This is a genomic window from Peribacillus frigoritolerans, assembly GCF_030676415.1.
Taxonomy (GTDB): Bacteria; Bacillota; Bacilli; order Bacillales; family DSM-1321; genus Peribacillus; species Peribacillus frigoritolerans_A.
In genome coordinates this window covers 1-12,868 of sequence record NZ_JAUUTW010000020.1, presented here as the reverse complement: position 1 = coordinate 12,868, position 12,868 = coordinate 1, and the positions used below count along the sequence as shown (strand labels likewise).

Sequence of the window (12,868 nt, the reverse complement as noted above, 5' to 3'; positions counted from 1 at the left end):
TCATTATCTTTATTTATTTAACAAAACAGCTTCTTCGTTACTAGGTTGTAGAGCTATTTGTAGTGCTAATTTTTCTTCATTGTTTAAAGGGACCAGTGGTAAGCGGACACCTCCAACATTTAACCCTCGCATATTTAATGCTGATTTTACCGGTGATGGGCTTGGTGCCGCAAATAATGCTTTCATGATTGGAAGAAGGTTACGATGTTTCGAAGCAGCACCATGGACATCGCCATTTTTATAGCTATTAATCATTTCTTGCATTTCATTTCCAATTATATGTGAAGAGACCGAAACAATGCCTGTTCCACCGATGGCTAGAACCGGTAATGTTAACCCATCATCGCCGCTGTACAATGTAAAATCACCAGTTGTTTTGCTAATGATTTGTGCCATGGCATCTAAGTCACCACTTGCCTCTTTTACTGCCACAATATTGTTGATTTTTGAGAGGTTAACAATCGTCTCTACTGACATGTTTACGACACTTCGTCCTGGAATATTATAGAGCATTACCGGTAAAGATGTTGATTGGGCAATAGCCTTAAAGTGCTGAAATAATCCTTCTTGAGACGGCTTGTTATAGTAGGGGGTAACGAGCATGATTCCGTCGACTCCTGCTGCCTCTGCTTGCCGTGTTAAGTTGATAGAAGCTTTCGTGTTATTTGAGCCAGTTCCAGCTATGACTGGAACTCTTCCATTAACAACTTCTACAACAAGTTTGAATAAATCAACTTTCTCTTCTGCAGTTAATGTAGGAGACTCTCCAGTTGTACCAGCTATAACTAATCCATCAGAACCATTAGCAATTAAATAATTTACTAAAGTTCTCGTAGCATTAAAATCAACCTCATTATTATGATCAAACGGGGTAACCATTGCGGTTAAAACTTGGCCAAAATTCATAACTTCACACCCTTTTTTATAATTTTTTTAAAAAATTCAGAGGTGGTTAGGGCCATTCAGGAATAAACGCAAAAAAGCAACAACGAGGATTCGCTGCTGCAGTAGAAACAATGTTTATCAAAAAAATGTTTCCGCGCGTAAGATAGCCCTCCATATAGTTTCCTATATGACAGTCCTGTATTTATTCAATAGCAGAACCAGCTTCAAGAACATGAGATTCTTTCCGCTTCGGCAAATCCCCCTTTCCACAATAGTCATAGGATCTCATTCTCCTCAAAATGTGTACTAATGGTCTTTGCTCCTCTATCCTCACTTCAAAAAGTATGAAGTAAGAAAATATTTAATTGACTGTAATATAACAAGGAATCCTTTCTATTGCAAGGCCAATTTTGAAGTTTTTTTAAAAAATACATGGATAATCGTTGGAAATGGCTACAGTATTGGATTGGATGCATCTTTTTTAGTTATTATGTAAACTCAATATAATAGTTTATAAAACAAACTGTATGAAAAGTTTCACCCTTTTATAAGACTGATCTTCCTGATAAAAAATCCCTAATTTCCTCTAACGGTATTCCCTTGTATACTTTTTATGGTGGGCAGGAAGGGGACTTCAACCATGGCCTTTTATGGTTGGAATAAAAGTGAAAAATTTAACAACAAACGAAAAAAATGACAAATAATTATGAATATTAACATTATTAAAAAACTCAAAAAGGAACCCTTTTATGTAAATTTTATTGTGATACACGTTATGTAATCTAGGTAATAATCATAGTTTTTTGGATATGGATCGAATTGACCTTTATTGCTTTTTCTGCATCTTTGTCGCGAATGGCATGGATTACCTGTAGGTGCTCGTTGTTTCTTTCCTCATACCAAGATTTATCAACCATTGTAACATCTTCATTACGGGCGGACAAAAAGGAAATTCGAAAAGAAAGCCATAATGAATCCGTAGTCTTTTGGAGAAAAGTATTTCTCGAGTAGGAATATAATAAGCGGTGAAATTCAATGTTTGCACGGCTTGCCGCTATTCGGTCATTACTATTAATTGCCTGTTGCAGTTTATCCGTTGCCCATTCCAGTTTTTTAAATTCCTCTTCCGTAATTCCTTCACATTGGATATGACCATCCGTATACCAGGTTTCACCTTAAGCAAATTTTCTGTTCCAATTTCCTCAAAGCTTCACGAACCGGTGTACGGCTACAATTGAATTGCTGGGCAATATCATCCTCCGTTAAACGGTCTCCAGGCAAAAATATCCCTTCAATGAACGCATTTTTTATAACAAAAAATATAGCTTCCCTTAAGGGCTTAGAGGAATAATGTTCTATTTGTACTGTAATATATTGATAGTGATTGGTTTCCATGCTGCTCCTTTCGAAATCCAATTATATACAAGTATATTTATTCTATCTTAAGAAACGATTGAAGTCATTTCGATGCTTCATACTTTTGATTATTTATACAATTCAATGGGATGGATGAAACTATTATTACTAAAGACGCTCACAAGGCTATCTGTCCATATTGGCAGGGGATAAAATTCAGGGAAGCCCCCATCCATGCTGAAACTGGGAAACTGCCTGATACTTTTTGGGAAAACAAGGGTGTCATAGAGTAAGCGGAAGCAAACTTACAGTAGGTTATATAAACATCGGTTTTGATAGGGAATCACTTTGCCGCGATGAATGATGTATATGGAAATTATTTGTAAAAGATAACCATGGTAGAAGTGAGATTCATGTTGCTGGATTACATAAAGATGCTATGATTGAAATCGAAGTTTATTTTAAACAAAGTGAACGTCAGATTGATATTTTCTTTTATTTAATATACATAGAGGATACAGGAGGAGTTTTAAAATGAATTTAGCACAATTTCCCAGAAAGCGATATACACCGACATATCACCAGTTGAGAGATTAGATCATTTTTCTGAAGTTCTTGGGGGACCATCCATTTACGTTAAACGAGATGATATGCTTGGTCTGACGGCTGGGGGAAATAAAACAAGAAAACTGGAATTCCTTGTTGCCGATGCTTTGGAAAAAGGAGCGGATACGTTGATTACATGTGGAGGCATTCAATCAAATCATTGCCGCTTGACACTAGCTGCTGCCGTTAAAGAGAAAATGAAGTGCATCCTTGTGTTGGAAGAGGGACTTTCAAAAAATGCAGAGCCGGATTTTAACGGTAATTATTTTCTCTATCATTTATTGGGGGCGGACCAAATTATAGTTGTACCTAATGGAGCGGACTTAATGCAAGAAATGCAGAAAGTGGCTAAAGAGGTAACAGAGAAAGGACATCGACCTTACATCATTCCGGTGGGGGGATCGAATGTCATTGGTGCAACGGGATACGTTGCATGCGCTCAGGAGATCTTGGCACAGTCCTTTGAGCAAGGGATTGATTTGAAAGCAGTTATTTGTGTAAGCGGCAGTGGGGGAATGCATGCTGGTTTGGTGGCAGGATTTCATGGTAATCAAAGTGGAGTATCAGTAATTGGAATAAACGTAAGCAGAGGAAAAGCTGAGCAAGAAGAGAAAGTTTTTCAGCTTGTTAAAGAAACTTTAACACACATCGGCATTTCAAATTCAATTCCTCGTAAGGCTGTTACGTGTTTTGATGAGTATGTCCGACCGGGTTATGCTTTGCCTACACCTGAAATGGTGGAAGCAGTCAAGCTAATGGCAAGAACAGAAGGGATTTTGCTGGACCCGGTGTATACGGGTAAAGCGGCAGCGGGACTCATCGATTTAATACAAAAAGGCACCTTTAAGCCGGAGGATAACATTCTATTTGTTCACTCTGGTGGTGCTTCATCGTTATATGCCAATACTTCTCTCTTTAATTGAAATGTTATTATATTATAAATTCTAATGTTAAAGTGGAGAAAAGCTTGCTCATTTGCATAGCTCAAATGCCAAGACAACAGAAGTAATGGGGTATTCTAAACGATTCTTCCTATATTTAATATGCATGTAGCCTAATTCCCACTTTTTTTCAATAAAGTAGACATGGTTATTGCGTCTTGATGGAATTTAACTGAAATAATGGTCAAGGGGAGAGCACAGAAAACTATTTGATTATGGAGCCGGTTCCCCATGTGCTCACGTATTGGTAGCGGAATAGACTATTGTCCATGGACAAAAGAGGATTCTACAGTTGTAGGATCCTCTTTTAATAATTATATTACTTTTCGATTAAAGACGTCGTATGATCAAAAACAACTTTTCCATCAACGATCGTTAGCTGTACCTTTGTATTAGGAATTTCCTCCATGGGTACTTCAAAGAGATTTCGTTCTAATACTATGATATCTGCAAGTTTTCCTACTTCTAATGTACCCAGTTCTTCCTCTCTAAATGTACCATAAGCGGATCCGGCTGTATAAGCTTTCAATGCTTCGGCAAGTGTGATGCGCTCATGTGGATGCCATACCGTTTTTCCGCTGCTGTCGATTCTCGTTACTGCACGATAGATTTGTAGAAGCGGATTAAGGGTATCGATTGGGAAGTCCGTTCCGAATGCCAATTTCGCTCCGGCCTCTTTCAATGTATTAATCGAGAAAACATGCTTTTCTCGTTCAGTACCAATGCGCTCGGTGTAAACACCTCTTTCGGACATAGCAAAGTGATCCGGCTGCATTGAAGCAGTGACGCCTAGCTCTTTGAAACGATGAACATCATCCGGATGGATCACTTCAATGTGTTCAACAGAATGACGCGAATCTCGTTTACCGTTTGTCTTTTGGGCTTCCTCATAGGCATCTAAAGCAAGGCGAACCGCTCCGTCGCCAATGGCATGAAAACGAATGCTGAAGCCTTCCTTATCAGCATCAACGACCCATTTTTTGATTGTTTCAGGAGGGAACGATGATTCACCTCGTGTTTTCGGTTGATCAGCATAAGGTTCAAGTAAATAAGCGGTACGGGCTGTAATGACGCCATCGATAAATTGTTTAAGTCCTGACACACGAAGTTTATCCGATTGATACGTATCTCGCAATTGTTTGACACGTTCAAGATTGCCATTTAAAGCTGGCCATAAATGAATACGGGCTGTTAAATCTCCATTGTCTTCAAATTCTTTGAAAACATCATAATCATTAATCTTTTCCAATGCTTCTATTGCGAATAAGTCGTGGACGGATGTTACTCCTAAACTAGCCGCATGAGTGAGGAAATTCGTGAAAAGATCTCTCTTTTGTTCTTTTGTAAAATCATAGGCATGGAGGATAACCGCGTCCATTGCTTTTTCGTATAAAAGACCATTAGGTTCTCCATTTTCGTCTTTTCCAATCATTCCATACGAAGGGTTTTCCGTATGACGGGTAATATTAGCGATTTCAAGTGCCTTTGAATTTACCCATGCGTAATGACCTTCGGCGTGAAACATAAGCACCGGACGGTCGGGGAGAATACGGTCCAATGAATATCGATTCGGTAATTGCTGCGTATCCCAATATCCTGCATCCCATGAAGAGCCGATTATCCATGGATCTTCCGAGCGTGATTCGGCAAATTTACGAATCATTTCTAACGCTTCTTCTTCTGAACGAGCTGGGAATAAATTGGCGCTATTCATCGAAACAGCTCCATCCATCATGTGAAGATGGAAATCATGAAAACCCGGTATAATTAATTGGTCATTAAATTGATAGATTTTCGTATACTCGCCTGAATAAGGTTTAACCTCCTCCTCAGAACCAATCGCAATGATTTTGTTGTCCTTAATCGCAATTGAGGCGGGCTCCGGTTGATCATAATGACCTGTAAATACAGCATTACTTGAAATAATTACATCAGCTAGTTGTTGATTCATTATCTATCATTCCTTTCACTTCTTTAGAGTAGCTTCCTTATTATTAAGCTTGTTCAATGGCAAGCTCAGGAGGCGGTTGTCTAAACATTTTCGTAAGGTTAAGAAGGTATACAAATCCGATCGCAAACCAAGTTCCTCCTAGTATTAACGAGTAGATGTCTAACTTTATCCAAAAAAATCCTGTAAGAGAAGCACCAATTAACGGAATTATAAGGTACCGAATTGTCCCCATTAAGGAACGCTGCTTTTTTCGGAAATAATAGTGAGCGATAACCGAAAGATTAACGAAAGTAAAAGCGAATAATGCACCAAAATTTATAAGAGATACGGCAGTTGTAAGGCTTAAGAAAAGTGCGCTTAAAGCAACGCCTCCTATAATTAATATGTTGAAGACAGGTGTGCGATATTTAGGAGAAAGATATCCAAATATTTTGGCAGGAAGTACTCGTTCACGTCCCATTGCAAATAAAATGCGTGAAGCACTTGTTCCTGACGCAATAGCTGATGAAAAACTTGACATAATTCCTTCAGCAAGGATATAACTTATCAAAAAGTTACCCCCGATATACATTGCAATTTCCATATAGGCAGCTTCCGGGGCTTTAAATGATTGGTAGTCAGGCCAGACAAGCTGTAAAAAGTAAGAACCAATAAAATAATATAATCCACCAATGATTGTTACAAGATAAATAGCCCTAGGTATAGATTTTCGAGGGTTTTTCGTTTCTTCAGAAAGTGTTGTTACTGCATCAAACCCTAAAAAGGAAAAGCATAAAATAGGGATTATGGACATGAAGCCCGGCATATTTATATTTGAATCAATAAACGGAAGGATCGAAAAAAGCGTTCCTGCACCTTGACCATTTAAAAGCCCCTTTATTGAAAAAATGGTGAACAACGCAAGTGTTCCGAATTGCAAGAATAGAAGCCCCATATTAAGCTTAGCCGCTACCTTAATACCAAGAATATTTATAATCGTAACCGTGACGATAAAGAGAATAATCCAAATGTACATAGGAATCATAGGGAAATAGGCCTTCATTGCAATTCCTAACAATAGAGCACTAATCATTGGACTGAACATATAATCCAGTATGATGGTCCAACCTACGAGAAAACCAATGTGAGGACTTAGGGACTTTTGCGTAAACGTATAGGCTGCACCCGCATTTGGAAAGGCTTTGACCATTTGCGCATAGCTGTAGGCTGTAAATAACATAACGATAAAGGCAACGATATAAGCAGTAGTAATCATCCCGTTCGTGCTATGAACAGCAACTCCATATGTTGAAAACAAAGTAGTTGGAGCCATAAAGGCCAAACCAAAAAACACAACATATTTTAATGGAAGTGAACGTTTAAGAGTTGGTGAGTTTGTATTCATATATCAGTCCCCCTGATTTAAATGGCTACATCGATATTGAAAGTAAACGTAAGGTGATAAAGCCGCTCTTTAGTGGTGCTTTTTAATTTAAAGCCGTTTATTAATGCCCCAGAATATCATAAACTGCTTTTCCATCCACGATCGTTAACAGTACCTTAGTATCTGGTATTTCTTCCACGTGTACTTCAAAGAGATTTCGCTCCAAGACTACAATATCTGCAAGCTTATCTACTTCCAATGTCCCTAATTCCTGCTCTCTACATGCACCGTAAGCGGGTCCGGCTGTATAAGCTTTCAGTGCTTCTGCTAGTGTGATGCGTTCATGTGGATGCCATACCGTTTTTCCGCTGCTGTCGATTCTCGTTACTGCACGATAGATTTGTAGAAGCGGATTAAGGATATCAATCGGGAAGTCCGTACCAAATGCCAAATTCGCTCCGGCTTTTTGCAATGCATTAATCGAGAAAACATGCTTTTCACGTTCAGTACCAATTCGCTCGGTGTAAATTCCTCTTTCTGACATCGCCAAGTGGTCTGGCTGCATCGAAGCAGTTACACCAAGCTCTTTGAAACGATGGATATCATCTGGATGAATCACTTCAATGTGTTCGACGGAATGCCGTGAATCTCGTTTACCATTTGCCTGTTGCGCTTCCTCATAGGCATCTAAAGCAAGACGAATCGCTCCATCTCCAATCGCATGAAAACGAATGCTGAAGCCCTCATTATCGGCATCAACGACCCATTTTTTGATCGTTTCAGGAGGGAAAGACGTCTCACCACGTGTTTCTGGTTGATCCGCATAAGGCTCGAGTAAATAAGCTGTGCGAGCGGTAATGACGCCATCGATAAATTGTTTCAATCCTGACACACGGAGTTTATCTGATTGATAAGTCTCTCGCAATTGTTTGGAGTGCTCAAGATCGCCATTTAAAGCAGGCCATAAGTGAATACGCGTTGTTAATTTACCTTTTTCTTCAAATTCTTTGAAAACATCGAGAGATTCTATTGTTTTTAAACCATGTAAGTCATGGGCAGCGGTTACCCCTAAGCTTGATGCGTGTTCCAAGAAATTAGAGAAGATTTCATTCTTATGTGCATTTGAAAAATTGAATGCATGACGGATAACAGCATCCATTGCTTTTTCATATAAAATACCATTGGGTTCTCCATTTTCGTCTCTATCAATAATGCCATAAGAAGGATTTTCCGTATTAAGAGTAATATTTGCAATCTCCAATGCTTTCGTATTCACCCATGCATAATGGCCTTCAGCGTGAAACATGAGTACTGGACGATCAGGAAGAATGCGATCCAATGAATGCCGAGTCGGTAATTGTTGTGTATCCCAATAACCTGCATCCCATGTAAATCCGATTACCCATTGATTTTCTGGTTTTGATTCGGCGAATTCGCTAATCATTTCTAGCGCTTCATCTTCTGAACGAGCCGCGAACAGATTGACACTATTGAGGGCAACGGCACCTTGCATAATATGAAGATGGAAATCATGGAATCCTGGCAATATTAATTGGTCTTTAAACTGATAGATTTTCGTGTGCTCACCTGCGTAGTGTTTAATTTCTTCCTCAGAACCAATCGCAACAATTTTGTTGTCCTTAATCGCAATAGAAGCGGGTTCAGGTTGATCGGAAAGACCTGTAAAAACAGTATTACTTGAAATAATTAAGTCAGCTAGTTGTTGACTCATCATCAATCATTCCCTTCTTTTATGGCTCTATAATTAAGCTTCTTCAAAGGCAAGCTCAGGAGGCGGCTGTCTAAACATTTTTGTTAAGTTTAATAGGTAGATAAATCCGACAAAAAGCCAAGTTCCACCTAGGATTAGTGAATGTATATCTAAGTTTATAAAAAACAATCCAATTAGTGCTGCACCAATAAGCGGGATAATCAAAAATTGAATCGTTCCTTTAAAAGACCTCTGTTTCTGTTGGATAAAATAGTAAGAAACAACCGAAAGATTCACAAAGAAAAAGGCAAATAACGCTCCAAAACTAATAAGCGATACGGCAGTCGTTAGATTTAAGAAAAGAGCACTTAACGCAACCACACCAATGAGTAAAATATTGAACACTGGTGTCCGGTATTTTGGGGATAGATAGCCGAAGATTTTTTTCGGCAATACATTTTCCCTTCCCATCGCATACAAAATACGAGAGGCGCTCGTTCCCGATGCAACGGCTGAAGCAGTAGTGGATGTTAGCCCTACTGCTACAAAGAAGCTCACAAAAATGTTTCCGCCGATATACATCGCGATCTCTAAATAGGCGGATTCAGGGTTATTGAAAGAATGAAACTCCGGAAATATTAGTTGTGCAAAATAAGAACCTGTAATAAATAAAAGTCCGCCAATCATCGTTATGTAATAGATCGCTTTTGGCAACGTTTTCGTAGGATTCTTCGTCTCTTCTGACAATGTAGTTACTGCATCAAAGCCTAAAAAGCTAAAACATAGAATAGGTATGACGGATAGAAGAGTAGGTACGCTAATTTCAGGATCATAAAAGGGAACGGTGGAAAATAATGTCCCTGTTCCTTTTCCTGCAAGAAGCCCTTTAATGGACAAAATAAAAAATAGTACAAACAATAAAAATTGCAAGAAAAGCATATACATATTAAGTTTCGCCGCTAATTTAATGCCAAGGATGTTGACAGTCGTAATAATCACAATAAATAAAATGATCCAAACAAACATCGGAATGGATGGAAAATAAGCTTTCAGTGAAATTCCTACGATTAGGGCGCTGATCATCGGGCTAAAAATATAATCAATGATGATTGTCCAACCAACGATAAACCCAATATGTGGACTTATTGATTTTTGAGTAAACGTATATGCTGCCCCTGCGTTCGGAAACGCTTTCACTAATTGAACATAGCTATAAGCTGTAAATAACATGACAACTAAAGCAATGGCATAAGCCGTTGGCATCATCCCGTTGGTGCTGTGTACAGCAACCCCATATGTTGAGAAAAACGTTTTTGGCGCCATGAAAGCCAATCCGAAAAAAACGACATACTTCAAAGTAAGAGTACGTTTAAGAGTTGCTGAATTCGTATATTCCATCAATCAATCCTCCTTGTGATTTTTTGGCTAACGATCGGTAGTTAAAATTTATTGCTGCATATCCCGATATAAATCAGATTATTCAGAATTCTACATATGAAATTCTATTAATATCTGGTAATGGAAAAGTTATTCCTTTATGGGCTTGTTTTTGACAATAACCAACATGAAAAGTATTGTGCATAATTGAATGGCAACTGCTTCAGCTATCGCTGAATGGTTTGTAACCGTTCTCAAAATTCCGTTTTTAATTACTAAGAAAGCTGTCTCTAATAGGCCGCATAGAGGAATTGGTAATGAAGAGTAGTAAAAGGCAAGGAACAAAATTGTAAGGGCCTTGTCTTTTTTTGATTTTAAACTTTTTAATAAATGGCATCACTCCTTAGAACATAATGATATTTTCAAATAATGCCTTGCTGTTTTAATTTAGGTAAGCATCACTCCATTCAGTATGTATACATCCATTATAAAGTCTCGTCTAACACCAGAGTAAACAGTTACCATACAAAAAAAACAGCCTTGAAATGATAATACTTTCATTTCAAAGGCTGCTTACTGCTAGTTTACTTTATCTTGAATCGGAATTTGTATTTCATAAAAAGCTTCATCATATTGATCGGTCAAAGAAATGTCAACCTGCATAATTCGAAAGGCATCACCGGTAATAACATAGCCATGAGTATCGCAATGATGGAGCAGCTTTTTTAGCTGGCTTAACATTTTCTCCCTTGTGAGCCCTCCATAGTAGGAACATAAAAATTGCCCTTTTTCAATTTTTTGGGTTGGTTGCTCGGACTCTCCATCCTGAACAAGAATGAATAATTGAGATTGATAGGCACCTAGGTTACCGGAAAAGTCAGATGATTGACGAATTTTATCAAAGTACTCTTTATTGATGAAATCTCCAAATTTATTGCTGGCCAGTGCAGGTATGGTTCCACCAATCCTGTTTTCGAGCTCCAAAAATCCTAGATAAAGACTTTCTGTATCCTCCCAACTTACCGACCTGGCTAGCTGGATGTATTCCCGTTCTTCAAATTGTTTTATCACGATATCCGAATTCCTGTAACTGTCTGTGAAATGTTCAATATTGTATAATCGGGTCAACAATATATTATGGATATCTTGCAATTTCTTAATTTCTTCCTGTATATTGGCCATTGATTCTTTAAGTGATTGAACCGATTTTTTGACATTGCGATTCGTAAGGAATTGCTTGATTTCCCCTAAGGAAAACCCAATTCTCCTTAATTCTTTTATCGTTCCGAGAACTTCATACTGGGAAATGGAGTAATAACGATAGCCAGTTTCGGGGTCAATATGATAAGGCTTTAGCAATCCAATTTTATCGTAATGACGCAATGTATCTACCGTTACGCTTCGCAACTTCGCCATTTCCCCTATACTCAGCTTATTTTGCATGGCTTTTTCTCCTAACCAACACTGAATTTATATATATTAATAACATGATTACCCTTATTATAAGTACTGATTCTGGTTGTGTATAGCTAGTAGTAGGATGATTCGTAGAGCATTGCACTTCCAGGTTTAAGTCGAATAATGGAAGGAAAGCTTGTGTCTGCATTTTTATGGACCTAGGTTATCCATTTCAACTCTTGAAGGATGGGAATACCAAAAATTGTTTACTTTCAGGAGGCACAGGACAAAGTAAAAGCAAACGGAATTTCTGAAGGTTTGCCAATTGGACAAAAGTGTTTTAACAACAATTTATACATAAAGTCAATGATGGTTAAGAAGACTAAAAGTTTACTTTCAAATTCAACTGGTTAGAACGGATATTATTTATTTCAACTTAATAAGGAATTTGTAATGAGGGAACATATGTTTTATAATGTGCTTTGAGTAAGTAATTATCTATCGAAATAGGGGAGGCATTATATGTATATTACAATTTCAGATTTTATTAAAGAATGGAATAAAGAAGCCATACTGACTCAAAATGTTTTGGATCGTTTGACTGATGATTCATTAGAACAACAAGTTTATCCTGAAGGTCGCACTTTAGGAAGAATTGCGTGGCATTTCACCACGAGCATTCCAGATTATCTAGCTCATTTCGGGTTAAAGATAGACCGGATAGAAAGTTCGGAAAACGTTCCATCTTCAGCCCAGGAAATTGCTATCACTTTTAAAAATGTAAGTTCTCACGCAGCCGAAATTATTGAACATCAATGGACAGATGAATCCCTAGAGCAAATACAAGAAGCGTTTGGAAGACAGGAAACAAATGCTTCCATCCTTATGGGGCTAATCAAGCATATTGTTCATCATCGCGGACAAGTTACGATTCTGATGCGTCAAGCAGGAATAAAACCTTCTGGTGTTTATGGACCGCCAAAAGAAGATTGGATTCATCTAGGTGTGCAAAATCCACCACTTTAAAAACATGCGGAAGCTTAAGTAAAGTTTAAGTAATGAACTTCAACAAACGGGCGCCATTGGAATAATTAAATCCGAGCTCGATTTTACCATTTAGTTAATAATATGTTAAAGCATCCTTTGAAGGGTGCTTCAGACTGTAGACAAACTCGATGAAAATCGAGTTTGTCTATTTTTATGGCTTGTACAATTTGGACGTTGATTTCCACTCCAGGCACTCGCTTTCCGCGGGCGGTCGGGGAGCCTCCTCGGCTTTC

At 38.2% G+C, this 12,868-nt stretch carries 9 protein-coding genes, 1 pseudogene and 1 riboswitch; of the genes and pseudogenes, 2 read left to right on the top strand and 8 right to left on the bottom strand.

All coding sequences use genetic code 11. The features are described from left to right. Window positions 1-9: 9 nt before the first annotated feature. The 3 genes from dapA to Q8G36_RS18110 all read right to left on the bottom strand — a co-directional run bounded on the left by dapA (window position 10) and on the right by Q8G36_RS18110 (window position 2,280). A complete protein-coding gene (dapA, locus tag Q8G36_RS18115) occupies window positions 10-906 on the bottom strand; it encodes a 4-hydroxy-tetrahydrodipicolinate synthase (protein WP_305162243.1) in 897 nt (298 codons plus the stop codon). Window positions 907-1,041: 135 nt separating this feature from the next. Continuing rightward, window positions 1,042-1,220: riboswitch (Lysine riboswitch) on the bottom strand. 447 nt (window positions 1,221-1,667) lie between these two features. Next, window positions 1,668-2,018 (bottom strand): FCD domain-containing protein, encoded by a 351-nt coding sequence (locus Q8G36_RS29340; protein WP_423806854.1) that lies wholly within the window; start codon window positions 2,016-2,018, stop codon window positions 1,668-1,670. A gap of 37 nt (window positions 2,019-2,055) precedes the next feature. After that, window positions 2,056-2,280, bottom strand: a complete 225-nt coding sequence (locus tag Q8G36_RS18110; RefSeq protein ID WP_305275143.1) for a GntR family transcriptional regulator — start codon at window positions 2,278-2,280, stop codon at window positions 2,056-2,058. Between the two features lie 495 nt (window positions 2,281-2,775). Between Q8G36_RS18110 and Q8G36_RS18105 the strand changes: the two are divergent. After that, window positions 2,776-3,770, top strand: a pseudogene (locus Q8G36_RS18105) (D-cysteine desulfhydrase). 337 nt (window positions 3,771-4,107) lie between these two features. On the opposite strand, the gene Q8G36_RS18100 reads toward Q8G36_RS18105, so the two are convergent. The 5 genes from Q8G36_RS18100 to Q8G36_RS18080 all read right to left on the bottom strand — a co-directional run bounded on the left by Q8G36_RS18100 (window position 4,108) and on the right by Q8G36_RS18080 (window position 11,633). Next, window positions 4,108-5,739, bottom strand: a complete 1,632-nt coding sequence (locus tag Q8G36_RS18100) for an amidohydrolase (RefSeq protein WP_305162244.1) — start codon at window positions 5,737-5,739, stop codon at window positions 4,108-4,110. Window positions 5,740-5,782: 43 nt separating this feature from the next. Continuing rightward, entirely contained in the window at window positions 5,783-7,123 is a 1,341-nt protein-coding gene (locus Q8G36_RS18095) for an APC family permease (RefSeq protein WP_305162245.1), read from the bottom strand. Window positions 7,124-7,223: 100 nt separating this feature from the next. Next, a complete protein-coding gene (locus Q8G36_RS18090) occupies window positions 7,224-8,834 on the bottom strand; it encodes an amidohydrolase (RefSeq protein ID WP_305162251.1) in 1,611 nt (536 codons plus the stop codon). 33 nt (window positions 8,835-8,867) lie between these two features. Next, window positions 8,868-10,211, bottom strand: a complete 1,344-nt coding sequence (locus tag Q8G36_RS18085; protein ID WP_305162246.1) for an APC family permease — start codon at window positions 10,209-10,211, stop codon at window positions 8,868-8,870. A 558-nt stretch (window positions 10,212-10,769) separates the two neighbouring features. Continuing rightward, entirely contained in the window at window positions 10,770-11,633 is an 864-nt protein-coding gene (locus Q8G36_RS18080; RefSeq protein ID WP_305162247.1) for a MerR family transcriptional regulator, read from the bottom strand. A 477-nt stretch (window positions 11,634-12,110) separates the two neighbouring features. Between Q8G36_RS18080 and Q8G36_RS18075 the strand changes: the two genes are divergently transcribed. After that, a complete protein-coding gene (locus tag Q8G36_RS18075; protein ID WP_305162248.1) occupies window positions 12,111-12,614 on the top strand; it encodes a DinB family protein in 504 nt (167 codons plus the stop codon). Window positions 12,615-12,868: the final 254 nt, after the last annotated feature.

Excerpts from the sequence above, each read along its gene's own strand:
- Q8G36_RS18095 (WP_305162245.1), bottom strand. The coding sequence starts at position 7,123 with ATGAATACAAACTCACCAACTCTTAAACGTTCACTTCCATTAAAATAT.
- Q8G36_RS18100 (WP_305162244.1), bottom strand. The coding sequence starts at position 5,739 with ATGAATCAACAACTAGCTGATGTAATTATTTCAAGTAATGCTGTATTT.
- Q8G36_RS18075 (WP_305162248.1), top strand. The coding sequence starts at position 12,111 with ATGTATATTACAATTTCAGATTTTATTAAAGAATGGAATAAAGAAGCC.
- Q8G36_RS18080 (WP_305162247.1), bottom strand. The coding sequence starts at position 11,633 with ATGCAAAATAAGCTGAGTATAGGGGAAATGGCGAAGTTGCGAAGCGTA.
- Q8G36_RS18090 (WP_305162251.1), bottom strand. The coding sequence starts at position 8,834 with ATGAGTCAACAACTAGCTGACTTAATTATTTCAAGTAATACTGTTTTT.
- dapA (WP_305162243.1), bottom strand. The coding sequence starts at position 906 with ATGAATTTTGGCCAAGTTTTAACCGCAATGGTTACCCCGTTTGATCAT.
- Q8G36_RS18110 (WP_305275143.1), bottom strand. The coding sequence starts at position 2,280 with ATGGAAACCAATCACTATCAATATATTACAGTACAAATAGAACATTAT.
- Q8G36_RS18085 (WP_305162246.1), bottom strand. The coding sequence starts at position 10,211 with ATGGAATATACGAATTCAGCAACTCTTAAACGTACTCTTACTTTGAAG.